The 23,850-nt window shown below is 65.8% G+C and carries 22 protein-coding genes; 16 read left to right on the forward strand and 6 right to left on the reverse strand.

The features are described 5' to 3' along the window. Window positions 1-24: 24 nt before the first annotated feature. The 6 genes from WMW70_RS00220 to WMW70_RS00245 all read right to left on the reverse strand — a co-directional run bounded on the left by WMW70_RS00220 (window position 25) and on the right by WMW70_RS00245 (window position 5,827). The gene (locus tag WMW70_RS00220) at window positions 25-300 is read right to left on the reverse strand and encodes a PAAR domain-containing protein (RefSeq protein WP_341435525.1); all 276 of its coding nucleotides are present in this window, start codon (window positions 298-300) and stop codon (window positions 25-27) included. 10 nt (window positions 301-310) lie between these two features. Next, entirely contained in the window at window positions 311-718 is a 408-nt protein-coding gene (tssE, locus tag WMW70_RS00225) for a type VI secretion system baseplate subunit TssE (RefSeq protein WP_325505204.1), read from the reverse strand. Window positions 719-726: 8 nt separating this feature from the next. Beyond that, a complete protein-coding gene (gene tssC, locus WMW70_RS00230) occupies window positions 727-2,202 on the reverse strand; it encodes a type VI secretion system contractile sheath large subunit (protein ID WP_341435526.1) in 1,476 nt (491 codons plus the stop codon). 25 nt (window positions 2,203-2,227) lie between these two features. Next, window positions 2,228-2,734, reverse strand: a complete 507-nt coding sequence (gene tssB, locus WMW70_RS00235) for a type VI secretion system contractile sheath small subunit (RefSeq protein WP_341435527.1) — start codon at window positions 2,732-2,734, stop codon at window positions 2,228-2,230. 85 nt (window positions 2,735-2,819) lie between these two features. Beyond that, window positions 2,820-4,382, reverse strand: coding sequence for a type VI secretion system protein TssA (gene tssA, locus WMW70_RS00240; protein WP_341435528.1), 1,563 nt, complete (start codon window positions 4,380-4,382; stop codon window positions 2,820-2,822). A 530-nt stretch (window positions 4,383-4,912) separates the two neighbouring features. Continuing rightward, complete coding sequence (locus WMW70_RS00245; protein ID WP_341435529.1) at window positions 4,913-5,827, reverse strand: D-hexose-6-phosphate mutarotase; 915 nt, start codon at window positions 5,825-5,827, stop codon at window positions 4,913-4,915. A 141-nt stretch (window positions 5,828-5,968) separates the two neighbouring features. Here WMW70_RS00245 and WMW70_RS00250 point away from each other — a divergent pair, with 141 nt between their 5' ends. The 16 genes from WMW70_RS00250 (at window position 5,969) to WMW70_RS00325 (ending at window position 23,462) form a co-directional block, all read left to right on the forward strand. After that, complete coding sequence (locus tag WMW70_RS00250) at window positions 5,969-7,114, forward strand: efflux RND transporter periplasmic adaptor subunit (RefSeq protein WP_341435530.1); 1,146 nt, start codon at window positions 5,969-5,971, stop codon at window positions 7,112-7,114. Then, entirely contained in the window at window positions 7,111-7,806 is a 696-nt protein-coding gene (locus WMW70_RS00255) for an ABC transporter ATP-binding protein (protein WP_341435531.1), read from the forward strand. The genes WMW70_RS00250 and WMW70_RS00255 overlap by 4 nt, the downstream gene beginning before the upstream one ends. After that, on the forward strand, window positions 7,793-9,007 hold the full coding sequence (locus WMW70_RS00260) for an ABC transporter permease (RefSeq protein ID WP_341435532.1): 1,215 nt from the start codon (window positions 7,793-7,795) through the stop codon (window positions 9,005-9,007). Before WMW70_RS00255 ends, WMW70_RS00260 begins: the two co-directional genes overlap by 14 nt. After that, window positions 9,007-10,203: an ABC transporter permease gene (locus WMW70_RS00265; protein WP_341436526.1), complete on the forward strand. Its 1,197-nt coding sequence runs from the start codon at window positions 9,007-9,009 to the stop codon at window positions 10,201-10,203. The genes WMW70_RS00260 and WMW70_RS00265 overlap by 1 nt, the downstream gene beginning before the upstream one ends. Window positions 10,204-10,339: 136 nt before the next feature. Next, a complete protein-coding gene (gspE, locus tag WMW70_RS00270) occupies window positions 10,340-12,061 on the forward strand; it encodes a type II secretion system ATPase GspE (protein WP_341435533.1) in 1,722 nt (573 codons plus the stop codon). Between the two features lie 2 nt (window positions 12,062-12,063). Continuing rightward, window positions 12,064-13,284: a type II secretion system F family protein gene (locus WMW70_RS00275; protein WP_341435534.1), complete on the forward strand. Its 1,221-nt coding sequence runs from the start codon at window positions 12,064-12,066 to the stop codon at window positions 13,282-13,284. A gap of 12 nt (window positions 13,285-13,296) precedes the next feature. Next, the gene (gene gspG, locus WMW70_RS00280) at window positions 13,297-13,737 is read left to right on the forward strand and encodes a type II secretion system major pseudopilin GspG (RefSeq protein WP_341435535.1); all 441 of its coding nucleotides are present in this window, start codon (window positions 13,297-13,299) and stop codon (window positions 13,735-13,737) included. Further along, complete coding sequence (locus WMW70_RS00285) at window positions 13,706-14,218, forward strand: GspH/FimT family pseudopilin (protein ID WP_341435536.1); 513 nt, start codon at window positions 13,706-13,708, stop codon at window positions 14,216-14,218. The genes gspG and WMW70_RS00285 overlap by 32 nt, the downstream gene beginning before the upstream one ends. Then, a complete protein-coding gene (locus tag WMW70_RS00290; RefSeq protein WP_341435537.1) occupies window positions 14,211-14,615 on the forward strand; it encodes a type IV pilus modification PilV family protein in 405 nt (134 codons plus the stop codon). Before WMW70_RS00285 ends, WMW70_RS00290 begins: the two co-directional genes overlap by 8 nt. After that, on the forward strand, window positions 14,612-15,286 hold the full coding sequence (locus WMW70_RS00295) for a prepilin-type N-terminal cleavage/methylation domain-containing protein (RefSeq protein ID WP_341435538.1): 675 nt from the start codon (window positions 14,612-14,614) through the stop codon (window positions 15,284-15,286). The genes WMW70_RS00290 and WMW70_RS00295 overlap by 4 nt, the downstream gene beginning before the upstream one ends. Continuing rightward, a complete protein-coding gene (locus tag WMW70_RS00300) occupies window positions 15,264-16,160 on the forward strand; it encodes a general secretion pathway protein GspK (protein ID WP_341435539.1) in 897 nt (298 codons plus the stop codon). Before WMW70_RS00295 ends, WMW70_RS00300 begins: the two co-directional genes overlap by 23 nt. A 51-nt stretch (window positions 16,161-16,211) precedes the next feature. Beyond that, window positions 16,212-17,342, forward strand: a complete 1,131-nt coding sequence (locus WMW70_RS00305; protein WP_341435540.1) for a PilN domain-containing protein — start codon at window positions 16,212-16,214, stop codon at window positions 17,340-17,342. Beyond that, complete coding sequence (gene gspM, locus WMW70_RS00310; protein ID WP_341435541.1) at window positions 17,339-17,932, forward strand: type II secretion system protein GspM; 594 nt, start codon at window positions 17,339-17,341, stop codon at window positions 17,930-17,932. The genes WMW70_RS00305 and gspM overlap by 4 nt, the downstream gene beginning before the upstream one ends. Beyond that, complete coding sequence (locus WMW70_RS00315) at window positions 17,929-18,513, forward strand: hypothetical protein (RefSeq protein WP_341435542.1); 585 nt, start codon at window positions 17,929-17,931, stop codon at window positions 18,511-18,513. The genes gspM and WMW70_RS00315 overlap by 4 nt, the downstream gene beginning before the upstream one ends. Window positions 18,514-18,526: 13 nt before the next feature. Further along, window positions 18,527-20,716: a type II secretion system secretin GspD gene (gene gspD / locus WMW70_RS00320; protein ID WP_341435543.1), complete on the forward strand. Its 2,190-nt coding sequence runs from the start codon at window positions 18,527-18,529 to the stop codon at window positions 20,714-20,716. 496 nt (window positions 20,717-21,212) lie between these two features. Further along, a complete protein-coding gene (locus tag WMW70_RS00325) occupies window positions 21,213-23,462 on the forward strand; it encodes a hypothetical protein (protein WP_341435544.1) in 2,250 nt (749 codons plus the stop codon). Window positions 23,463-23,850 lie beyond the last annotated feature (388 nt).

The raw sequence follows: 23,850 nt of genomic DNA on the forward strand, positions 1-23,850 counted from the left end.
GTTCATCCTTGTGGGTGCATCGGGTCAACCGCCAATCAGTACGGTGCCGGAGCCCGCCACCACCACATTGCCATGGCTACCCACGGTGCCAACGGTGGTCGCCGGCTTGCCGTTGATCAGCACTGTCGGGATTACCGCGCTGGCCAGGGCACCGCCGCAGGCCGAGGCGTCGCCCTGGCGGGCGGCGGGCAGGTTGTCGAACAGTACGTTGGGCGAGCCGGCGGCGATCGGGTTGGTGCCATGGCCGGGAATCGGGCAGGCAGTGGGATCGCTGAGGCGGGCGGCGGGTTTACCGGACATGGGGCTCTCCTTAATTGACCTTGACCTGTCCGCTGCCGTCCAGGCGCGCGGAGAAACTGACTTGGCGTTTGCAGCCTTCGACCTGCAGCAGGCCTTCGATGGCAAAGGCCAGGCTCAGCGGGTCGTTGTCGCGGGGCAGGGAAATCACCCGCACATCGCGCAAACGCGGTTCGTACGCTTCGATAAAGCGTTCGATGGCGATACGCGCCTGCTGCAGCGAATCGTGCAGCGACAGGCGCATATCGTTGAGATCGGGCAACCCGTAGTCGGGCAGCGTTTGCACGCTGCCCGCCCGGGTGCTGAGCATTTTCGCCAGGTGGGTCGCCACCGATGCCATGACGGCGACCTCGCGGCTCCAGCCGGCGCGTTGGCTGGCTTCACCGCCGAGGCGTTCGAACAGGCTTCCGTACCCGGCCATAAGGATGCTTACTCCTTGTCCAGCTTGCCGACGAGCGACAGGGTGAAATCGGCACCCATGTACTTGAAGTGCGGACGCACGTTGAGGCTGACGCGGTACCAGCCCGGCTCACCATCAACATCACTGACGATCACCTGAGCGGCGCGCAGCGGACGACGGCTGCGGACTTCGGAGCTCGGGTTTTCCTGGTCGGCGACGAACTGGCGGATCCACTTGTTGAGTTCCAGTTCCAGGTCGGTGCGCTCTTTCCACGCGCCGATCTGCTCGCGCTGCAGCACTTTCAGGTAGTGGGCCAGACGGTTGATGATGAACATGTAGGGCAGCTGGGTGCCGAGCTTGTAGTTCAGTTCAGCGGTCTTGCCTTCTTCGCTGATGCCGAAGAACTTCGGCTTCTGCGCCGAGTTGGCGGAGAAGAACGCGGCGTTGTCGCTGCCTTTGCGCATGGTCAGGGCGATAAAGCCTTCTTCGGCCAGCTCGTATTCACGGCGGTCGGAGACCAGCACTTCGGTGGGGATCTTGGTTTCGATTTCGCCCATGCTTTCGAAGTGGTGCAGCGGCAGGTCTTCCACCGCGCCACCGCTCTGCGGGCCGATGATGTTCGGGCACCAGCGGAACTTGGCGAAGCTGTCGGTCAGACGGCTGGCGAAGGTGTAGGCGGTGTTGCCCCACAGGTAGTGCTCGTGGCTGTTGGCGACGTTCTCTTTGTAGACGAAGGTCTTCACCGGGTTGTCTTCCGGGTCGTAGGGGTTGCGCAGGAGGAAGCGCGGTACGGTCAGGCCGACGTAGCGGGCGTCTTCCTGCTCGCGGAAGCTCTGCCATTTGGCGAACTGCGGGCCTTCGAAGTGATCCTTCAGATCCTTCAGGTCCGGCAGGCCGGTGAAGCTTTCCAGGCCGAAGAATTTCGGCCCGGCAGCGGCGATAAACGGCGCGTGGGACATGCTCGCGACCGAGGCCACGTATTGCATGGTCTTGATGTCCGGAGCGCTCGGGTCGAAGAAGTAGTTGGCGATCAGCGCGCCGACCGGCTGGCCACCGAACTGGCCGTACTCGGCGGTGTAGATGTGCTTGTACAGGCCGGACTGGGTGATTTCCGGGCTGTCTTCGAAGTCATCGAGCAGGTCCTGCTTGGAGGCGTTGATGATCTCCAGCTTGATGTTTTCGCGGAAGTTGGTGCGATCCACCAGCAGCTTGAGGCCGCGCCAGGAGGATTCCAGCGCCTGGAACTCGGCGTTGTGGAGGATTTCGTCCATCTGCCGGCTGAGCTTGGCGTCGATCTCCGCGATCATGCGGTCGACCATGGCCTTTTTTACCGGCTCATTTTCGTTCTGCGGCTTCAGCAACTCTTCGATAAAGGCCGACACGCCACGCTTGGCGATGTCATAGGCTTCGTCGTCCGGAGTCAGCTTGGTTTCGGCAATGATGCGGTCGAGGATGCCGAGGTCGGCGGCGCTGCGACCGCTTTCTACTGCTGCACTAGTGCTCATGAATTAGCTTCCTTGTTAATTGGGATCAGGAGTCCAGCTTGCCTTGGGCGGCCAGGCCGAGTTCGCCGAGTACGCGGTCACGCGAGTCGTCGTCGGCCAGCACGCTTTCGATTGCCTTGCGGAAGGCCGGGGCGTTGCCCAGTGGGCCTTTCAGGGCAACCAGGGCGTCGCGCAGTTCCATCAGTTTTTTCAGCTCGGGGACCTGGTCGACCAGGTTGGCCGGGTTGAAGTCCTTCATCGAGTTGATCTTCAGCTGTACGGCCAGTTCGTCGCCTTCGGCTTCGTCCTGCAGGCGATTGGGTACGCCGAAGGTCAGGTTGAGTTCCTGTTTGGCCAGGACTTCGTCGAAGCTGTTCTTGTCGATGCTGATCGGCTTGCGGTCTTCGATCTTGCGCTCGTCGGCGCGCTGGGTGAAATCGCCGAGCACCATGAGTTTCAGGGGCAGTTCGATCTCTTCCTGGGCACCGCCGGTGGCGGGTTTGAAGGTGACGTTGATGCGTTCCTTGGGGGCTACCGAGCCTTCTTTGGCCATGGTTGTTCTCCTTTGCGTTGATGGCCCGGGGGCCTTTGGGGCGTGCTCAGGGCAGACGACGAGGCGTCACCTGGCCTGAGCGCGCCTACTCCAGCACCACCTCGAGGTCGAGGTGGCACAACCTGCGGTAGATCTCATCCTTGTGTTCGCGCACCGCATGGTTCTGCGGCAGCAGTTCGCAACAGCTGTGCAGCATGCGCAGTACGTCGAGGGCGAGATCGGGTTCCCAGTCGCCGAGGCCGGTGGCCTGCAGCGTCTGGTCCAGCGATTCGAGTTGGGTCTTGGCCAGTTCGTATTTCTTCGCGCTGTAGCACAGGCGCGCCAGAGTCAGTTGCCAGAAGAAGCGCTCGCGGCCGCCGCGCGCCCTGGCCAGGCCGAGCTTGAGCTGTTGCACGGCGCTTTTTAGGCCGTCCTTGCGCAGCTTCGGCAGCACCTCCTGCAGGGCCAGGTCCCAGGCCGGCTGGCTGTCGCCGTCGTGGGTGACCGGGGCGCTGGCGCTGGACGGGGCCTGGAGATGGGGCATGACATGGGAGCTGAGCCAGGCGCGGGTCTGGGCGTCGGCGAAGGCGCTGCCGTCGTGGAAGCGCAGTTCTTCCAGGCCGCTCATGCGCTGTAGAAACAGCGCCAGTTGAATCTCCACTTCGCGCATCGCCTGTTCGGCATCCAGCTCGTGCAGGCACTGCCAGACCAGATGCTGGCCATCGAGCCAGAACGGCGCGCGGGCGATGCTGGCTTCCAGGTCGACCAGCAGGTCGGCGTACTGGCCGTTCTGGTAGCGCTCCTGGTAGCTGGCCAGCTTGTCCGCCGGCAGGCCGCGCAGGGCGGTTATCTGTTCGGCATTGCGTTCCGGCAGGCTGTCGATCGGCAGCCACAGCAGGGTGCGGGCCAGGCGCAGGGCGCGCAGGTCACTGGCCTTCTGCTTGAGCCAGTAGGCGCAGAGCGGTCGCGCCTGGTCCTGCAGGCTGCGCAGGCTCTTGTGCGCTTCCTTTTCGCTTTCGATGGGAGCGCCAGGGGTGAGCATCTGGCTGGCGGCCTGCTTGACCTGGGCAATCGCCGCGCCGACAGAACCGGGCTCCGGCTGACCCTGGCTGGCGCGCTTGACCAGCTCATCCAGGCGGCGGCACAGCGGCAGCAGCAGTGGTGCATCTTCGCCCAGGTGCTCGGCCAGGCAGGCTTCAAGGGCGCGCAGCTGCTCGGCCAGGCTGCGGAACAGCGCCAGTTGCTCGCCAATCGGCACGTGTTCGGCCAGGGCCTGTTCCAGGCGTGGAATCAGCCAGCTGATGGCGGCGGCGCGGGTGCGGGGTTTGCGTGGGTGCAGCTCGGCCCAATGGTTGAGGCACAGGTAGTGCAGCAGGCTGAAACCGGCCTGCAGACCGGGGAAGGATTCGCGCTGGTAAAGACCCCAGATCAGCCAGGCGGCGACGCGCAGATCCTTGGAGTGGGCGCTGAGCAAGATCTCGCTGTTTTCGCGGACCTTTTGCCAGTCAATCGCCGCTGTTTCGTGCAGGGCGGTGGCTTTGCCCAGCTCGTTTTCGAGAACTTCGTATTCGCTGGAATAACGCACGTCATCGCCGGCAAAGTTCCCTTTATCAATAGGGAGTTTGGCCAGCTCTAAATAATGAGCAGTGAGTTTGTTTGAATAGGTCATTCCATGACTCAATGTGTGTGCGCGTACAACTTTGTGAGTTCCGGCCTAGTACAGGTCGGTGATGTTGAAACAGCGCGAGTGCGCAACTTCTTGCGCACTCGGATGTGCAACAACTTGCGCAGATCCCTCGTGAGGTGGGCATCCTAGCCTCATGGGGCAGGGTGGGCAACCATCCAAAGTGTGAAATGTGTATCAGAGGGCGATATTCGACGATTAATTAATGGGACGATAGTTCCTGGAGATTGTGAGAACTAATGCGCAAGTAAATTAATCATGCATTTCATGTAGGGATAGAGCGATCTGACTGTAAGTAATTGCTTACTGGCAAACTAGTGGCACGTCACAGAAGTTGCCTGGATATTGTTGGTTTATGTGCGCCGGGCGGTGTTTTTATCCGGGTCGATTATGCAACGCGAGGGGCGGGGCGTGCATCGGCGTGTATGGCCAAGCGCCAGTGCAATCCGCGGAGCGCTGGCGGCCATACGACCGCCCCCGGATTGCATCCGGGCTACCGAGGCCAGGGGGGCCTGTCAGCCTGGCAACGGTTCCGCCCACAGGCTCAGGTCGAGTTGGTGCTGGGCACCGGGGGCGAGCACCAGCATGTCGTTGAGCAGATTGCCGTGTTCGACGCAGAGCATGCCGGGCCAGGCCGCGTCGTCGAACTGCGACAGGCGGCGAGCCTTGTCGACCCAGGGGGTCCACAGCACCGCCGAGCCTGAGCCGCTGCTGTGCAGCTGAATCCGCCGTTGCCAGGCCGGGTCGCGAATGCTCAGTTGCGCCGGGGTGTCCAGGTAGATGCGGTCGGTCTCGCCGGCAAAGCCCAGTGCGCCGCTCTGCTGGCTTTGCTGCCAGTCTTTCAGGGTTTCGACATAGCGGCAGCCGTGCAGGCCCTCGACCTCGGCCTGGCGAATATCGCCAACCGCGAAGTAGCTGTGCAGCGCCTGGCTGATGGCCAGGGGCGTGTCGCCCAGGTTGCGGTTGCTCAGGCTCAGGTGCAGGCGCTCGTCCAGGCGGATACTCAGCTTGAGTTCGGCGGCATGGGGCCAGCTCGGCAGCGGTTGTTCAAGGCTGTTGAAGACGAACTCCAGGCTGACACTGTCATCCTGGCTGTCGATGCCCAGCAGTTGCCAGTCGAGGCCGCGCACTAGGCCGTGGGCCGGGGCCAGCGGGCCGCCCTGATACAGCGCCTGCACCGCCTGGGGGTTGCGCCGCAGATCGCCGAACCAGGGCCAGCACAATGGCACGCCGCCGCGCACGCTCTGGCCCTGCTTGAATTCGGCCTGCTCGCTGAGCCAGATCAGCGGCCGTTCGCCATGGCGCTGGTAACTGAGGATCTGTGCGCCCTGTTGCGCCACCAGCAGTTCGGCCGCGGCTGTGCGCACGCGCCAGCATGGCAGTTGGTCTATCTCCACCCGCTCGACCAGCGGGCGTTCGGTTCCGTTCATGACTGCGCTCCTCAATTGCTCTTCTTAATGGAAAGTGTGAACCGCTGTGCCGGCAAAGGCCAGACACAGCAGTTCACTGACTTGGCGCATTGTTGCCCGGTTCCCGCTGGCCTAGGCTGATAGCGACTTGTGGAGGGATTGATGGGCAGATCATGGATAGCCGTACCGCTGCTGCTGGGGTTGGCGGCAGGGCTGTGGTGGTGGAATCGGCCGCAGCCGTTGCCGGTGCGCCTGGTCGAGGTGACGCGCGGGCCGGTGGAGAGTCTGGTGGCCAATACCCGTGCCGGTACGCTCAAGGCCTGCCGGCGCACCCTGCTGTCCTTTAATCAGGGCGGCCGGGTCGAGCAGCGTCTGGTCGAGGAGGGCCAGCGGGTGGCGGCCGGCGAGGTGCTGATGCGCCTGCGCCAGGACGAACTGCAGGCGCGCCTGCGCGAGGTCGAGGAGCGTCTGCTGGGCCTGCGCAACCAGCGCGAGCAGCGCTGCCTGCAGGCCGATCTGGAGCGCCGGGATCACCAGCGCCTGGCGCAGTTGCAGGCGCGCCAGCTGGTGGCCGAGGACCGGGTCGACCAGAGTGCCACCCGCGCGCGCCTGTCGGCCCTGGCCTGTAGCGGGGCCGCGGTGGCGATCCGCGAAGCCGAGGCCAGCCTGGCCTTGCAGCGCGCGTTGCTGGATCAGGCCACCCTGCGCGCACCATTCGCCGGGATCATCGCCGAGATCAACGGCGAGGTCGGCGAGTTCGTCACCCCCTCGCCGCCGGGCATTCCCACGCCGCCGGCGGTGGACCTGATCGACGACAGCTGCCTGTATGTCGAAGCCCCGATCGACGAGGTGGACGCCGCCCGGGTCAAGCCCGGCATGCCGGTGCGGATCAGCCTGGACGCCTTTCGCGGCGAGCATTTCGCCGGTCAGGTCAGCCGTATCGCGCCCTTCGTCCGCGACCTCGAGCGCCAGGCGCGTACCGTCGATGTCGAGGTGCGTTTCGACCCGGTGCCGGCCGAGCTGGCCCTGCTGACCGGCTATAGCGCCGATGTGGAAATCCTTCTGCAGCAGCGCCCCGAGGCCCTGCGTATCGCCACCGAAAGCCTGCTGGAGGGCAGCCGGGTGCTGCGCTACGACCCGGCGGCGGGGGTGCTGCGCGAAGTCCAGCTGCGCCTGGGCCTGGCCAACTGGCGCTGGACCGAGGTGCTTGAAGGCCTCAGCGCAGGCGAGCGAATTCTTGCCAGCCTGGAGCAGGAGGGTCTGGCCGATGGCGTCGCGGTGGTACCCGAGGACGAGGCCGGGCCATGATCCGCCTGAGTGCGGTCAGCCGCTGTTTTGTCCTCGGCGATCAGCAGGTCAAGGGCCTGGACCAGGTCGATCTGCGGGTCAGCCGCGGCGAATACCTGGCGGTGATGGGGCCGTCCGGTTCGGGCAAGTCGACCCTGCTGAATATCCTCGGCCTGCTCGATGCGCCGGACAGCGGTGAGTACTGGCTGAACGATGAAGCCACCGCGAGCCTGGACGAGATCCGCCGGGCCGAACTGCGCAGCCGCCATATCGGTTTCGTGTTCCAGTCCTACCACCTGATCCCGCGCCTGACCGCCTTGGAGAATATCGAACTGCCGATGCTCCTGGCCGGTATCGAGCCGGCCGAGCGCCAGCGCCGCAGCGCGCGCCTGGTGGAGCGGCTGAACCTCGGTGACCGGGTTCGGCATCGCCCGGCGGAGCTGTCCGGCGGCCAGCGTCAGCGCGTCGCCATCGCCCGTGCCATGGTCATGCAGCCGGCGCTGCTGCTGGCCGACGAGCCCACCGGCAACCTCGACAGCCATTCCGGTGCCGAGGTGATCCGGCTGCTCGAAGAGCTCAACGGCGAGGGCCTGACCCTGCTGATCGTCACCCACGACGCGGCCCTCGGTGCCCGGGCCCGGCGCTGCCTGCGCATGTGCGACGGGCGCATCATCGAAGATGTGCAACAGGGGCCGGGCGATGCGCGCGGCTGACGCCCTCGGCCTGATGCTCGGGGCCCTCAGTGGGCACCGCTCGCGCAGCCTGATGCTGCTGCTGGCCATGGCCATCGGCGTGGTCGCGGTCAACCTGCTCACGGGGTTGGCCGAAGGTGCGCGGCAGTTCGTCATCGGCGAATTTTCCATGCTTGGGCGCAACACCCTGATCGTCCTGCCGGGGCGCAAGGAAACCACCGGCGGTATGCCGCCTCTGACCGGCCTGGCCACCCGCGACCTGACCCTGGGCGATGCCGAAGCCATCGGCCGCCTGCCCAGCGTACGCAGGGTCGCGCCGCTGCAGGCCGGGCAGGTCGAGGTCAGCGTCGGCAACCGTTCGCGCGAGGCCTTCACCCTGGGTACCAGCCACGAATTTTTCGCCATTCGTCAGCTCGGCGTCGGTCAGGGGCAGATCCTGCCGGTGTTGCCCCTGGACCAGGCCGAAGCGGTCTGCGTGATTGGCGCGACCCTGCGCCGCGAGCTGTTCGGCAGCGGGCCGGCCCTGGGCCAGTGGCTGCGTGCCGGCGATCGGCGCTTCCGGGTGGTGGGGATTCTCGGTGAGCGCGGCGAATCCTTAGGCATGGATTTCGGCGAGATGCTGATCATCCCGGTGGCCAGCGCCCAGGTGCTGTTCAACCGCGAGGGGCTGTTCCGGGTGTTCGCCGAACTGCGCGGGCCGCACTTTATGGTCAGCGGCAAGCGACAGATTATCGACACCATCAAGGCCCGCCACGAAGGCAAGGACGACGTCACCCTGATCAGCCAGGACAGCATGCTGGAGGCTTTCGACGGCATCCTCGGGGCCCTCGGCCTGGCCCTGGCCGGGATTGCCGCGATCAGCCTGCTGGTGGCCGGCATCCTGATCATGAACGTGACTTGGATCGCGGTGAACCAGCGTACCGCCGAGATCGGTCTGCTCAAGGCGCTGGGCGCGCGGCCGGCGCAGGTGCGCCTGCTGTTCGTTGGCGAGGCGGCGCTGCTGGCCCTGGCCGGCGGCCTGATCGGCCTGGGCCTGAGCGAGGCGCTGCTGTGGCTCGGCCGGCAGCTGTGGGAGATTCCTTTGCAGACGCCGGTTTGGGCGCGGATCGGCTCGCTGCTGCTGGCCAGCCTGGCGGCGCTGCTGTTCGCCTGGCTGCCGGCCAACCAGGCAGCGCGCATGGAACCGCTGGCGGCCCTGCGCCCGTCCGGAGCACGCACATGATGCGCTGGCAGGATGGCCTGCGGCTGACCGCCACGACCCTGGTCAGCCGGCCGTTGCGCAGCCTGCTGACCCTGCTCGGGGTGGCCATCGGTATCGCCGCGGTGGCCTTGCTCACGGCCATGGGCGAAGGCCTGCGCCTGTATGTGCTGGATAACTTCTCCCAGTTCGGCACGCGGATCATCGCCATCCATCCGGGCAAGACTCAGACCGGAGGCCTCGGCGGCATTCTCAGCAGCGTGCGCCCATTGAGCCTGAGCGATGCCGACGCGCTCGGGCGTCTGCCCCATGTCGAGGCGGTGGTGCCGATCATCCAGGGCAGCGGCGATATCCAGTACGGGGTGATGAGCCGTAACAGCGACATCATCGGAGGCGGCCATCAACTGGCCGAGGCCTGGAGTTTTCGCGTCGCCCTCGGCCAGTTTCTGCCGGCTGCCCGTGACGGCCGCTCGCCGCCCTATGTGGTGCTCGGCCACAAGCTGCGCGAGGAGCTGTTCGGCGCGGCCAATCCGCTCGGCGAGCCGGTGCGGGTCGGCGGCATGCGTTTCCGGGTGATCGGGGTGATCGAGGAGAAGGGTCAGCTGCTCGGCTTCGACCTGGACGATATCGCCTATATCCCGGTGGACTGGGCGCAGAGCCTGTTCAACCGCGACGGCCTGATGGAGATCAATGTGATGTTCACCGCCGGCATCGGTTCGCAGCAGCTGAGCGAGCGGATTCGCCAGGTGTTGATCGAGCGCCATGGCGTCGAAGACTTCAGCCTGACCACCCAGGACGACATGCTCGCCAGCCTGGATCGCATCCTCGGCACCCTGACCATCGCCATCGCCGCCCTGGGCGGCATCAGCCTGCTGGTGGGGGCGGTGGGCATTCTCACCATCATGACCACCACGGTTGGCGAGCGTACCGCCGAGATCGGTCTGCTGCGCGCCATCGGGGCCACGCCGCGGCAGGTGCTGGGACTGTTTCTCGCCGAGGCGGCGCTGCTGTCCCTGGCCGGCGGGTTGCTCGGCCTGCTGCTGATGGGGCTGCTGATGGCGTTGCTGTATTTCAGCCTGCCCGGCCTGCCGCTTAGCCTGGCCCCGGGGTTTCTGCTGCTGGCCCTGCTGCTCTCGGCGCTGATCGGCCTGCTCGCCGGCATCGCTCCGGCGCGCCGCGCCGCGCATCTGCATCCGGTGGATGCGCTGCGCAGCGAGTGATCGGTTGCGGCTTTCGGCAACCGGGCGGGGCAGCGACTATAGTCAATCGTGCTGAAAAATTAATCTGGATCGTGCAAGGCGTGGATCGGGCGCAATGGAACTGTGCGCTTTAGGCCGCGCCTGAGGCTGGAATCCCATGCTTGCCGCGGAGCCTGACAAGTCCGTTGATGCGCCCGCCGACCTCGGGCTGGCGCTGGTCAAGGCCGGCCGTTTGTCCACCGCCGACTATAACCGGGTGCTGCGCATGCAGGCCGGGCAGGCCGAAGGGCTGTCCCTGGCGACCCTGCTCAATCGCCTCGGCCTGGTTTCCGAGCAGGACATCGCTCAGCAGTGGTCGCAGTTGCTGGGCTTGCCGCGGGTGGCTGCGACCGACTTCCCGGAAACCCCGCTGCTGGCCGATCGCCTGTCCTACCGCTTCCTCAAGGAATGCCGGGCCCTGCCGCTGGATATCAGCGACGGCGCGCTGCGGGTGGCCATGGCCGACCCCGAGGACCGCTTCGTGCGCGAAGCGCTGAGCCTGGCGGCCGGTTATCGGATCGTCCCGCAAGTGGCCCTCGGCTCGGAAATCGACGCCGCCATCGAGCGCATGCATGGCCAGGGCCAGAGCCAGATGGGCGACATCCTCTCGCGGGTCGAAGCCAGCGCAGAGGATGAGGTGGAGGACGTCGAGCAGCTGCGCGACCGCGCCAGCGAGGCCCCGGTGATCCGCCTGGTCAACCTGATCATTCAGCGGGCGGTGGAGCTGCGCGCCTCGGACATCCATGTCGAGCCGTTCGAGAGTCGGCTCAAGGTGCGTTACCGGGTCGACGGCGTGCTGCAGGAAACCGAGGCTCCGCCGGTGCAGCTGTCGCCGGCGGTGATCTCGCGGATCAAGCTGATGGCGCGGCTGAACATCGCCGAACGGCGTCTGCCGCAGGACGGCCGGATCGAGATGCGCGTGCAGGGCAACGACCTCGACATCCGCGTCTCCACGGTGCCGACCATGCACGGCGAGAGCGTGGTGCTGCGCCTGCTCAACCGCGAGAGCGTGGTGCTCGACTTCGCCGCCCTGGGCTTCAGCGCCCAGCCGCTGCAGCGTCTGCAGAGCGTGCTGAAGATTCCCCACGGCGTGCTGCTGGTTACCGGCCCCACCGGCAGCGGCAAGACCACCACCCTGTACACCGCGCTGAACACCCTGAACACCAGCGAGAGCAAGCTGATCACCGTGGAAGACCCGGTGGAGTACCAGCTCGAGGGGGTCAATCAGATCCAGGTCAAGCCGGCCATCGGCCTGACCTTCGCCAATGCCCTGCGTTCCATCGTGCGTCAGGACCCGGACGTGATCATGGTCGGCGAGATGCGCGACCTGGAGACCGCGCGCATCTGCATCCAGTCGGCGCTGACCGGCCACCTGGTGCTCTCCACCCTGCACACCAACGACGCGCCGAGCAGCATCACCCGCCTGCTGGAGATGGGCGTGGAGGACTACCTGCTGACCTCGACCCTCAACGCCGTGCTGGCCCAGCGCCTGGTGCGCATGCTCTGCACGGAATGCCGCGAGCCCTACCAGCCATTGCCGGAAATGCTCCGCGAGCTGCGCCTCGACCGCCTGGCCGGCGACGCCCCGGTGACCCTCTACCGCGCCAAGGGCTGCAGCGCCTGCAACGGCAGCGGCTACCACGGGCGCATCGCCATCATCGAGGTGCTGACCCTCAGCGACGCCATCCGTCGCCTGATTCTCCAGCATGCCGACGCCGGCACCCTGCGCCAGGCGGCTCGCGAGGAAGGCATGTTGAGCATGTACGAGGACGGCTGCCTGAAGGCGCTGGACGGCACCACCAATATCGAAGAAGTGCTGCGCGTCACGCAGGAGGGCTGAGGATGGCGCTCTTTCACTTTCGCGCGGTCAAGGACAACGGCGAGACCCTGGATGGTCAGCTGGAGGCGGCAGACGAGCGGGCGGTGCTCGAGCAGTTGCATGGGCGCGGCCTGATCCCCCTGGAGATCACCACCCGGCGCAGCTGGCAGGGCCTGCTGCAGCTCGACGTCAACCAGTTGCTGCAACGCTCGCAGAGCCCGCGTCAGGTGTTGCAGTTCACCCAGCAGCTGGCCTCGCTGCTGCAGGCCGGGGTACCGCTGGATCGCGGCCTGGAAATCATGCTGCGGGTCAGCGATGACAGCCGCCAGCAGCAGCTGATCGGCCCGATCCAGGAGGGGGTACGCCGCGGCGTGAGCCTGTCGCGGGTACTCGCCGAGCGGCCGGGGCTGTTTTCCACCTTCTATATCAGCATGGTCCAGGCCGCCGAGATCGCCGGCGACCTGGCCGCCGGCCTGGGCAACCTGGCCTATTACCTGGAGCGCAGCAAGACCCTGCGCGACAAGCTGGTGTCGGCGATGATCTATCCGCTGATTCTGCTGCTGGTGTCGGTGGCCTCGCTGCTGATCATCCTCACCTATGTAATCCCGCAGTTCCGCCAGCTGTTCGACGACATGGGGGCCAGCCTGCCGCTGTCGACCTCGCTGGTGATCGGCATTGCCGAGAGCCTGCGCAGCTATGGCGCGTTGCTTCTGCTGGGCATCTGCGCCGGGCTCTGGCTGCTGCGCCGGCTGCTCCAGGAGGCGCACTATCGCCAGGCCTGGGACGCCATGATGCTGCGCCTACCGCTGCTCGGCGGGTTGCGTCAGCGCATCGAGACGGCGCGTTTCACCCGCAGCCTGGGCACCCTGCTCAAGGGCGGCGTACCGCTGCTGCAGGCGCTCGGCATCGCCCGCCAGACCCTCGGCAACCTGCTGATGGCGGAGCAGGTCGGGGTCGCCACGGAAAACCTCAAACAGGGCCGCCAGCTGGCCGCGCCGCTGCTCGCCACCGGGCTGTTTCCGGCCCTGGCCATGCAGATGATCCAGGTCGGCGAGGAGACCGGCCACCTCGACGAGATGCTGCTCAAGGTGGCCGACACCTACGACCACGAAGTGGAAATGGCCATGCAGCGCCTGCTGGCCATCCTCGAGCCGCTGTTGATCGTCGGTCTCGGCCTGATGATCGCCGGCATCATCCTCTCGGTGCTGGTGGCGATCATGAGCATCACGGAAATCCCGATCTGACCGGAGAACCCCATGAACCATCCCTTACGACGCGTCCCCCACCCCCGCTTGGCGGGCTTCACCCTGCTGGAGATCCTCGTGGTCCTGGTCATTCTCGGGCTGATGGCGAGCCTGGTCGGGCCTCAGCTGTTCAAGCAGCTGGGCGGCTCCAAGACCCGTGCCGCGCAGTTGCAGATCCAGGAGCTGGGGGCGGCGCTGGACCTCTATCGCCTGGAACTGGGCGGCTACCCGAGCACCGAACAGGGCCTCGAGGCGCTGATCAGCAAGCCGCGCAATGCCGAGAACTGGAACGGCCCCTACCTGAAGAAGAACGTGATCCGCACGGACCCCTGGAATAATCCCTACCAGTACCGCTCCCCGGGGCAGTTTGGCGACTTCGACCTGTGGAGCCTGGGGGCCGACAACCGCGAAGGGGGCGAGGGTGAAAACCGCGACGTGCGCAGCTGGGAATAGTGTTCCCGGCCAGGGGCGGGGTTGCGGCAGCCAGCGGCTGGCCGGCTTTACCCTGCTGGAACTGCTGGTGGTGCTGGTGATCGCCAGCCTGGCCATCGGTCTGGTCACGCCGGCCCTGCAACGCATGATCCCGGCGGCCGAGCTGCGCAGCGAAAGCCGCGAGCTGCTGGCCCAGGTGCGTTATGCGCGCAGCCGGGCGATTCTCTCCCAGCAGGCGGTGCAGGTCAGTTTCGACGAGCAGGAGCACGGCATCAGGTTCAGTCACGACGACCTGCTGCATCGCCTGCCCGCGACCCTGAGCGTGGAACTGGAGCCGGGCAGTCGGGACGAGACGGACCCGGCGGACGAGCCGCTCGAGGCGATCAGTTTCTATCCCCAGGGCTACTCCTCGGGCGGGGTGATCCGCCTGAGCGCCGCCGACGGCCGCCAGTTCGAGATCCAGGTCGACTGGCTGACCGCCCGGGTGCAGTTGCATGACTAGCCGGCCGCGCGGCTGCCGGGGCTTCACCCTCCTGGAGGTGCTGGTGGCGTTCCTGATTCTGACCGTCAGCCTGGGCATCCTGCTGCGCATCTTCTCCGCCAGTTTCGCCGCGTTGCGCAGCGCCGAGCATTATCAGAGCGCCCTGCTCCTGGCCGAATCGCGCCTGGCGCAGACTCTGGTCGACTTGCGCGCCGACAGCCAGGGCCGCGAGGAGGGGACGCTGCAGCCGCCATATCGCTGGAGCAGCGAGATCGACCGCTTTACCTTCGACAACCAGGAGGGCGGCATCGACTACCGGGTGACACCGCGCCTGGTGCGGGTCAGCGTCAGCTGGGGGCGCAACCCGGCCGAACGGGTCACCCTCAGCACCCTGCGCCTGGTGGAGGAGCCGCGATGAGCCGGGCGTGGCGGAGCGCCGGCTTCACCCTGCTGGAGCTGCTGCTGGCCATCGGCCTCAGTCTGCTGCTCAGCCTGCTGGCCTATGGCGGCCTGCAGCTGGGTATCCGCAGCTGGGAGGCGGTCGACCGTCAGCTGCAGCAGGGCGAGCAGCGCTACCTGAGCCAGCGCCTGCTCCGCCGCCTGCTGGAAAGCCCACAGCTGCAACGCCTGCGCGGGGTCGACGGGCAATTGCAGCTGGCCTTCCAGGGGCGCGCCGATGGCCTGATCTTCTGTGCGCTGTTGCCGGGCCAGGGCGAGCTCGGCGAGCGCTACTGGCTGCAACTGGTCCAGCAGCCCAGCGAGCTGGGGCCGGGCGTAACGCAGTGGCAGCTGCTGCTGCGCTATCTGCCGTTTCAGGAGAACGCGCTGCTGGACTGGCCGCTCCTCGAGGAAAGCCTGAGCCTGGATGGCAAGTCCGAGCTGCTGCTCGAGGGGCTGGAGCAACCGCTGCGTTTTGCCTACTTGGAGCGCCCGCGCGACGGTGAGGCGCGCTGGCTGGACGAATGGCTGGAACAGGCCGAGATGCCGCCGTTGCTGAGCCTGCACAGCGACGCCGCGGCTGCTGCGCCGGGCCTGGCGCTGACCGTGGCCCCGCGGGAGAACCGTCATGCCATCCTGCCGGCCCACTGAGCAGGCAGGGGTCGCCCTGGTCGGCGTGCTCTGGCTGCTGGCCCTGCTGACCCTGATCGGCCTCAACCTGTCTACCAGCAGTCGCATCGAGTTGCAGCTGACCGCCAACCTCAAGGCCGCCGCCGCGGCGGCACATGCCGCCGATGCCGGGGTCAACTGGGCGCAATGGAGCCTGATGCAGGCCAATACCGCCGGCTGGCTGGCCGATGGCAGCACGCGCAGCCTCGAACTGGACGGCCTGCAGATCACGGTCGCGCTGTTCGACGAGCAGGGCAAGATCGACCTCAACGAGGCCGGCGGCGAGCTGCTGCGCGGGTTGTTCCTCGCCGTCGAATTGAGCGACGAAGAGGCCCTGGCGCTGAGCGAGGCGATCCTCGACTGGCGCGACGAAGACGACGAGCGCCGGCCCCAGGGGGCTGAGGTCGACGAGTACCTGGCCGCCGGGCTCAAGCCGCCGGCCAACCGGCCGTTCGAGCGCCTGGGCGATCTGCGTCGGGTGCTGGGCATGAGTCCGGCTCTGTACGCCCGGGTGGCCCCGGCCCTGACCCTGCTCAGCAACAAGGCCGAGGTCAATCCGCTGATGGCTCCGCCTCTGGTGCTGCAAGCGTTGCCGGGGCTCGGGCTCGGGGTCGAGAGTATCGAGCAATATATCGAGGTGCGCCGACGTAATTATGCCGACGGAATTTCGCCGCCGATGCTGGTCGGCGTCGATCCCAATTTGCTTACATTGACCTCTGCAGGATTCAACTATGCTGTGGATATCGAAGTAATGGCCGGTGCCAGATTGCTGTCGCGTCAACGGATATGGCTGGTTCGCCAAGGGCAGGGTGTCACCGCCGGGTTTCGGGTGCTGGATAGCATTCCGCCGCAGTGAGGGCGGGCTAACCAGATCGATGATTGCGACCGCGATCAACAGGGCATTGGCATGGCTTTCTCCTTCCCGCTCAGTCGCCTGAGCACAATCGCTGACGTGCTCAGGAGCAATGCCAGACATTTCTGGACCTGGTGGACCGCGGAGTTGCTCGGCCTGCTGCCCGAGTCCTGGATGCAGCGCCTGCGCCAGCGCGGTGCGACCCTGCTGATCGAACTGGACGGCAACCAGTGTCAGTTGCGTTTTGGCAACTATGCCAGCGCCGAAGTGCTGGCCAGCGCACCCTTCGAGGCCACGGGCGAACTGCCCGCGATGCTCGCCACCCCGCTCAAGGCCCGCGCCGCCAAGGCCGATCAGGTGGTACTGCGGCTACCCGCCGAGCGCGGTCTGCGCAAGGTCGTCAGCCTGCCCGCGGCCACCGAGACCAGCCTGGGCAATGTGCTGCGCTTCGAGCTGGACCGACACACCCCGTTCAGCAGTGAGCAGGTCTATTTCGGTTATCGCATTCTCAAGCGCGAGGCCGACCGGCAGCGCCTGCAGGTGGAGCTGCAACTGGTACCCAAGACCTACCTCGATCCGCTGCTGGCGCAACTGGCCAGTCTCGACGTGCATCCCGGACGGGTCAGCCTGAGCGCGGCGGACGACAGCGAGCCGGCCAGCGGCGGCTGGATCGACCTGCTGCCGGCCTCCCGGCGCGGCCCTCGGGCCAGCTGGCGCAGCAGCCGGACATTGCAGTGGGCGCTGCTGCTGCTCGGCCTGGCGGCGCTGCTCCTGCTGCCGCTGCAGCAGCGTCAGTACAGCGCCGAGCGCCTGCAGCAGCAACTGCTGGAACCCAAGTCCCAGGCCGAACGAGCGGCGGCGGTGCAGAGCGAACTGCAACAGCTGGAAAGCGGCCGGGCATTTCTCGCCCAGCAGCAACTGCGCGCCACCCAGACTCTGCTGTTGCTCAGCGAACTGACTCAGTTGCTGCCCGACCATACCTGGCTGACCCGCTTCGAGATGAATCAGCAGCGGGTGCGTCTGGAGGGCGAATCGGCCGAGGCCTCCAGCCTGATCGGCCTGCTCGAGCGCTCGCAGTACCTGCACAATGTCAGCTTCGTCTCGCCCATCACCAACAACCCGCGTACCCAGCGCGACCGCTTCAGCCTGCAGGCCGAGCATCGTCCGGCCGGGGAACAGCCATGAACAGCCCGCGTCTGCGCCAGCTGCTGGCGTTACTGATCCTGGTTGCGGTGATCGGCCTGTTGCTGGGATTGGTGCTGTTGCCGCTGGCCGAGCGCTGGCGCAGCCACAGCGACAGCATCGCCAGCCTGGAGAACCAGCTCAGCGTCTACCAGCGGGTGGCGGCCAACTTGCCCGAGCAGCAGGCGCGCCTGCAGCAGCTGCGCGAGCACGACCCGGCCGAACCACTGTATCTGCCCGAGAGTCGCCCGGCGCTGGCCGCCGCCGAACTGCAGCAGCGCATCGGCCAGTTGATTGCAGAGAGCGGCGGCCAGGTGATCAGCACGCAGATCCTCAACCGCGACGACGCCTCCGCGCCGTTGCCGGCCGTCGCCCTCAAGGTGCATATGCGCGGCGAGACCGAACAGCTGGTGCGCATCCTCTATGGTCTGGCCTACAGCCGGCCGTTGCTGCTGGTGGACAATCTGCTGGTGCTGAGCAACCCGCGTCTGGACATGCAGCGCATCTACCGCGCCGCCGAGCGCCAGGTGTTGCCGGCTCTGGATGTGACCTTCGAGGTACTCGCCTTTATGCCGCGCAGGTCTGCGCCATGAGACCGCTGCGCAGCCGCTGGCTGCTTCTGCTTCTGCTCCTGCTTTTGTTTCTGCTGCTGCCTGCGCTGGCGCTGCAGGCCGAGGAGACGCTGGGGCCCGACCCCGCGCCTCTGGAACCCCGCGCACTGGAGGATTTCAGCGAAATGTTCGAACGGCCGCTGTTCAGCAATACCCGACGGCCAGCGCGCTTCAGCGATGACAGCGGGCAGAGCCTGGACGAAACGCAACTGCGCGAGACCTGGCGGCTGGCAGGCATCGTACTGCGCAACGAGCGTCAGGTGGCGCTGTTCAGCCAGCGCCAGGGCGAGGCGCGCGAGGAGCTGGAAGTGGGCATGCACCTGGAAGACGAATGGGTCGTGGAGCGTATCGCTGAAGATCATGTGCTGTTGCTGCGTAACCAGACCGCTGTACAGATGTTGCTGCGCGAGCCGGGTGCGTCGCCCGCCAGCAACCTTCCCCCCGCCGTGGATGCGCCCGCGGACCCCCAGGCGGCCCCCGCGGCCCCCGCGGCCCCGGCTGAGTCCGCGCCCGCACCTGCACCCCAGAATGACAACGCCGAACCGAAGCCCAAACAAGGGTGACAAGGAGTACGCGATGAGCAATCCGACACACTTCAGGATCTGGCCACTGGTTTGCCTGCTGCTCGGCGCTTGCGCCACGATGCCCGGCGGCGACCGTGCCACGTTCGACCGCCCCTGGGGCAAAGAACCGCAGTTGGAACCGCCGGCCGAGCGCCAGGCACGGGTCGGTACGCCGGCGGCCAAGGCCGAACTGGACAGCCGCTTCGCCCTCGAACGCAGCGCGGTGGCCTCACGGCCGCCGAGCAGCGCCGAACTCTACCGCGGCTCCGGCAGCATGATCGACCTGGGCCCGGGCCTGGACAGCCCGCCTATCGCCGAGGGCGATATCACCCTGAACTTCCAGGACATCGAGATCGCCGAGGTGGTCAAAATCGTGCTCGGCGAGATTCTCCGGGTCAATTACGTGCTGGACAAGAATGTCAGCGGCAGCGTCAGCCTGCAGACCAGCCGGCCGTTGCAGCGCGACGACCTGTTGCCGATCCTCGAGACCCTGCTGCAGCTCAATGGCGCGGTGCTGGTGCGCAGCCAAGGCCTGTATGAGGTGGTGCCGGTCGAGGCGGCACCGGCGGGGGCCATGGTGCCCCGTCTGAGTCCCCAGGGTCAGCGCGGCTACCAGTTGCTGGTGGTGCCGCTGCGCTATATCGCGGCGGCGGAGATGCACAAGATCCTCGAGCCGCTCAGGCCCAACAAGGGCCTGCTGCAGGTGGACGAGGCGCGCAACCTGCTGCTGGTGGCTGGCAACCAGCAGGAGCTGAACAATATCCGCGATACCGTTCGGGTGTTCGACGTCGACCAGTTGCGCGGCATGTCCGTGGGCTTGTTCCGCCTGCAGGAGGTGGACGCCCGGGTGCTGCTCGGCGAGCTGGATGCGATCTTCGGCGACACCGCCAGTGGGCCGCTGGCCGGGGTGGTGCGCTTCCTGCCGATCGAACGGCTCAACGCGCTGATGGTGATCACCCCCCAGGCCAAGTACCTGGAGGATGCCCGCGCCTGGGTGCAACGGCTCGACCGCGCGGAGAACGCCCAGGGCGCGAGCATGTTCGTCTACCAGGTGAAGAACGGTAAGGCCCCGCGCCTGGCGGAAATTCTCAATGCCCTGCTCGAGGGCCAGAAACAGAGCCGGCCGGAGGATGAAGGCCAGGCCTTGCCGGTACGGCGACCCGCTCCGGTGCTCGAGGGCGAGACCGAGGGCGAAACGCCGACGGCGTTGCCCGAGACCAGCCTCAACGTGCCGGGGGTGGAGGGCAGCAACCTGGAGGTGGGGGCGGTGAGCGTGATCGCCGACGAGGAGAACAACGCCTTGCTGGTGCTGGCCACGCCCGGTGACTACGACAAGTTGCTCAGGGTGATCCGCAAGCTCGACGTGCTGCCGTTGCAGGTGCTGGTGGAGGCCACCATAGTCGAGGTGGCCCTGGAGGACGAATTGCGCTACGGCCTGCAATGGTTCTTCAACAGTAATCTGGACGGCAAGAGCGTGCGAGGTACCCTCGGCCGCTTCCCCCTGGTCACGCCGACCGACCTGACCCCCACCGGTGGTCTGGCCGTCTTCGACGCCGCCGGAGCGCGTTTGCTGCTCGACCTGCTGGCTTCCGACTCGAAGATCAACGTGATCTCCTCGCCGACCCTGATGGTGCAGGACAACCGTACCGCGACCATCCGCGTCGGCGATCAGGTGCCGGTGCGCACCTCGGAAACCACCAATACCAGTGGCGTGATCAACCAGCCCGGCGACCCCTCGGCGCTGGTCACCAGCACCATCCAGTTCCGCGACACCGGCGTGCTGCTGGAGGTCAAACCGCGGATCAACGCTGGCGGCATGATCGCCCTGGAGATCACCCAGGAGGTCAACGACGTCAAGGCCACCACCACCTCGGGGATCGACTCGCCGACCATCACCCAGCGGCGGATCAACACCAGCGTCTCGGTGCTCAGCGGCGAAACCCTGGTGCTTGGTGGCCTGATCAAGGAGAACAACGGGCGGGTCAACGAGGGCCTGCCCTACCTGCGCAATATCCCGGTGCTGGGCTGGGCCTTCGGCAGCCAGGGCAAGTCCTTGAGCCGTACCGAACTGGTGGTGATGATCACCCCAAGCGTGGTCTCGACCCTGGACGAGGCGCGCGACGTCACCCAGGAATACCGCAGCAAGCTCAAAGACATCAGCCTGCCCCAGGATGCCCGGCAGAATCCACCGCGCGAGCTCTAGCAGAGTGCATCGGCCCCTGTTCGACGGGGCCGATACACGGCGCAGGTTGGCGCAACGCCGACCGGCTTATCCCTCTGTAACAGCCTCGGTAATTTCCCTTTGCCCGTGCCGGGCGAGCCTGTGCAACAGCTATCCGGGCTCGCGCCCTCTGCCGTCTGGTTGCCGTGGTGCATGGCTGTAAACAATCGAGAGGCGCTGTCACGCGAGCTGTACAGCTTTTCTTCCGGCCCTGCAGGTGACTGTTTCAAGGCTGTGCCAGCGCTTGCTACTCATCCATTAAAAATCTATTAAAAACAGTTACTTAAGCTGGTGGCACAGTAATTGATAGCCACTCTGCGAGGAGATCGAGGCGTACTCCGGAGCAGGACCCCGCTAGGGCGAAGGCTGGCATTCGGCCGCACACTTTTGGGGACCTAATCACTAGGTATTTCGCCGCACTTCACGCGACGAGTTTCTCCGCCCCACTGGCGCGCCCGCTGGGGCATGGAGGGTCATCATGCGCAATAAGAAACTTCGCAGCGCTCTGCCGCGCTGTCTACTCAGCGCCCTGCTGATGGGAGGGATCGCCACCACGGCCACGGTTCGCGCCGTGGACGGTATAGGCGTCAACGACCTCGCGCTGTTCGAACTCGAGGGTGATTTCACTGACAGTCCCGCCGGCGGTCCCAGCGACTGGGATGCCCTGCATAGCGGTGCCACCCCGGCCAATATGATCACCTTTACCGGCGTACTGCCGGACCCTGCCCCCCAGACCATTTTCTGGAAGGGCGGATCCAAGGACGTCAGCGATGTTTCCGAGTGGTGGTACAAAGAAGGCAGCGTTTCCGACAAGAGCAATATCACCAACGCCTTCGCCGCCGCCTATACCGCCCCGGCCGATGTCTGCGTCAACAACCTGACCGATAACCTGATCGTGGCCTGTACGGCGCAAACCCCCAGGCTGCATGAGCAGGGCGACCTGATCGTGTACTTCGGCATGGATCGTTTCGCCAACAGCGGCGACACCTTCGGCGGCTTCTGGTTCTTCCAGGACCCCGCGGTCGGCCTCGGCGCGGGTAGCAGCGGTCAGTTTACCGGCAACCATGTGGCCGCCACCCTCAACGAGCCCGGCGACGTGCTGGTGTTGGTGGAGTATCCCCAGGCCTCGGGGGCCACGCCGGAGATCAAGGTCTACGAATGGGACCCGAATCAGGTGCGCGGCCCGAACATCGCCCCCAACCTGCATCTGGTCTACAGCGCCAGCCAGGCCGAGTGCGACAACACCGGCAATATCGGCAAACTGGCCTGTGCCAAGGTCAACCTGCAGACCCTTGCCAACCCGCCCTGGGACTACACGCCCAAAGGCGGCAACGCCACCAGCGATATGCCGACTCAGACTTTCTTCGAAGGGGGCATCAACCTGACCGGCATCCTCGGCAGTACCCCGTGCATTTCCTCCTACCTGGCGGAAACCCGTTCGTCCCGTTCGGAAACCGCCAGCCTGGAAGACTTCGCCTTCGGTGGCTTTGATGCCTGCGGTGCCAACGTCAGCAAGTTCTGCGAGTCCGAGATCAGCACCGACGGCGATAGCGTGACCGTGACCTTCTGGGGCGAAGTCAGCAACACCGGCGGCCTGGCCCTGGATATCGAGCTGGAAGACGACCAGGCCAACTCGGTGTTTACCAAGGTCTGCGTCGACGGCAGCGCTGGCGGCGTAGTCGATGGTCGCTGCGACGGCGAAGCCGATATCGGCGGCCTGACTCTAGGTGCTATGGCCAGTTTCAATCTGGGCGGTGGCCAGACCGTGGTCTACGAGGGCGAGTACAGCCTCACCGAGTACGACGAGAACACTGAGTTCGTCGATACCGTGACCATGAGGTTCTACGATCCCGGCACCGGACTGCTGATCGATACGGATACCGCAACCTCCGCGGAGTGCCCACCCACTGGCAACCCGGATATCGAGGTGAGCAAGAACTGCGTCGCCGATGTGACAAACGAGGGGACTCAGGTCGACCGCACCATCTCCGGCACGGTGGAGAACACCGGTAACGTCAAGCTGGAAGGCGTCAACCTGAGCGACAACGTCTACGCTGGAACCATTTCGGCCTGGCTGGATGATGGCGACGGCGTCCTCGATGTCAATGTCGACGCTGCCTTCGTCTTGCCGGGCACTCTGGCCCCAGGAGCCCTGCTGTTCTACAGCTTCGAGCTGCAGGACAGTGGCTTCGCCCACAGCAACACCATCGAGGCCAGCGGTACCAATGTCTTCGACCAGAGCGTGGTCAGCGACAGCGCCAGCGTGGCCTCTTGTGCGCCGGACGTGAACCCTGACCTGAGTATCGTCAAGGACTGTGATCCGGAGGATGCCGGCGTGCGCCTGGTGGCCGAGGGCGGCGTGGTACTGGTCGAGGTGGACAATGTAATAGTGGTGACCAACACCGGCGACGTGGCCCTGGCAGTGACCGTCAGCGATGATCAGGTGCAGGCGCTGGTCGAAGAGGGCAGCACACTATTCACCTGCCCGCCGGCGACTCCCTATGAGTGCACCGGTACTCTGAACCCGGGTGTTGCAGCGACCTTCCGCCAGACTTACCGGCCGGATGGCTTCTCCCTCGGTGCCGGCGATAGCCTGGATCTGCCCAGCAGTCTGTCCTTCGTCAATACCGCCACCGCCACTGGCACCGCCTTGATTGGCGGCGACGAAGTGGCAGCCGGTCCGGTCAGCGCCGATTGCCCGCTGTGCCCGGTACCCGACAGTAATTGATCCGACCCTCGTGTGGCCCTGACAGAGGCAGGGCCATCAACCACAGTCGAAGGGGTGCTCAGGCACCCCTTCGACGTTCCTGCACAGCCCTTTTACCCGCTTTGTTTCGCCCCCTAAACAGCGCTGTGCCTGCGCCCGAAAGTGGCAGAGGCCGATGCCGACTGGTCTCCGCCCGGATTGCCTGCGTTTCGCTCTGCCGGATGTTTCAAATGCTGGACAGCCTTACGCGCGAATGCTCAAGGATATTTCAACAGGCCCTGGCAGATTTGCGAAAAGAATTAAAAAATCAATATATATCAATGGTTTACTAATTTGGCACGGAAATTGGAATCCTGTGGTCGAGAAGACCGCTTGGTCTTCGGGCGGTTCCGGTTCCACCCCCATGACC

The organism is Pseudomonas sp. XK-1 (genome assembly GCF_038069885.1).
In the GTDB taxonomy this organism is placed as follows: domain Bacteria; phylum Pseudomonadota; class Gammaproteobacteria; order Pseudomonadales; family Pseudomonadaceae; genus Aquipseudomonas.

Excerpts from the sequence above, each read along its gene's own strand:
- tssE (WP_325505204.1), bottom strand. The coding sequence starts at position 718 with ATGGCCGGGTACGGAAGCCTGTTCGAACGCCTCGGCGGTGAAGCCAGC.
- tssC (WP_341435526.1), bottom strand. The coding sequence starts at position 2,202 with ATGAGCACTAGTGCAGCAGTAGAAAGCGGTCGCAGCGCCGCCGACCTC.
- WMW70_RS00300 (WP_341435539.1), top strand. The coding sequence starts at position 15,264 with ATGCCATCCTGCCGGCCCACTGAGCAGGCAGGGGTCGCCCTGGTCGGC.
- WMW70_RS00265 (WP_341436526.1), top strand. The coding sequence starts at position 9,007 with ATGCGCTGGCAGGATGGCCTGCGGCTGACCGCCACGACCCTGGTCAGC.
- WMW70_RS00305 (WP_341435540.1), top strand. The coding sequence starts at position 16,212 with ATGGCTTTCTCCTTCCCGCTCAGTCGCCTGAGCACAATCGCTGACGTG.
- WMW70_RS00255 (WP_341435531.1), top strand. The coding sequence starts at position 7,111 with ATGATCCGCCTGAGTGCGGTCAGCCGCTGTTTTGTCCTCGGCGATCAG.
- tssA (WP_341435528.1), bottom strand. The coding sequence starts at position 4,382 with ATGACCTATTCAAACAAACTCACTGCTCATTATTTAGAGCTGGCCAAA.
- tssB (WP_341435527.1), bottom strand. The coding sequence starts at position 2,734 with ATGGCCAAAGAAGGCTCGGTAGCCCCCAAGGAACGCATCAACGTCACC.
- WMW70_RS00220 (WP_341435525.1), bottom strand. The coding sequence starts at position 300 with ATGTCCGGTAAACCCGCCGCCCGCCTCAGCGATCCCACTGCCTGCCCG.
- gspE (WP_341435533.1), top strand. The coding sequence starts at position 10,340 with ATGCTTGCCGCGGAGCCTGACAAGTCCGTTGATGCGCCCGCCGACCTC.
- WMW70_RS00245 (WP_341435529.1), bottom strand. The coding sequence starts at position 5,827 with ATGAACGGAACCGAACGCCCGCTGGTCGAGCGGGTGGAGATAGACCAA.
- WMW70_RS00260 (WP_341435532.1), top strand. The coding sequence starts at position 7,793 with ATGCGCGCGGCTGACGCCCTCGGCCTGATGCTCGGGGCCCTCAGTGGG.
- gspG (WP_341435535.1), top strand. The coding sequence starts at position 13,297 with ATGAACCATCCCTTACGACGCGTCCCCCACCCCCGCTTGGCGGGCTTC.
- WMW70_RS00290 (WP_341435537.1), top strand. The coding sequence starts at position 14,211 with ATGACTAGCCGGCCGCGCGGCTGCCGGGGCTTCACCCTCCTGGAGGTG.
- gspD (WP_341435543.1), top strand. The coding sequence starts at position 18,527 with ATGAGCAATCCGACACACTTCAGGATCTGGCCACTGGTTTGCCTGCTG.
- WMW70_RS00295 (WP_341435538.1), top strand. The coding sequence starts at position 14,612 with ATGAGCCGGGCGTGGCGGAGCGCCGGCTTCACCCTGCTGGAGCTGCTG.
- gspM (WP_341435541.1), top strand. The coding sequence starts at position 17,339 with ATGAACAGCCCGCGTCTGCGCCAGCTGCTGGCGTTACTGATCCTGGTT.
- WMW70_RS00275 (WP_341435534.1), top strand. The coding sequence starts at position 12,064 with ATGGCGCTCTTTCACTTTCGCGCGGTCAAGGACAACGGCGAGACCCTG.
- WMW70_RS00315 (WP_341435542.1), top strand. The coding sequence starts at position 17,929 with ATGAGACCGCTGCGCAGCCGCTGGCTGCTTCTGCTTCTGCTCCTGCTT.
- WMW70_RS00250 (WP_341435530.1), top strand. The coding sequence starts at position 5,969 with ATGGGCAGATCATGGATAGCCGTACCGCTGCTGCTGGGGTTGGCGGCA.
- WMW70_RS00325 (WP_341435544.1), top strand. The coding sequence starts at position 21,213 with ATGCGCAATAAGAAACTTCGCAGCGCTCTGCCGCGCTGTCTACTCAGC.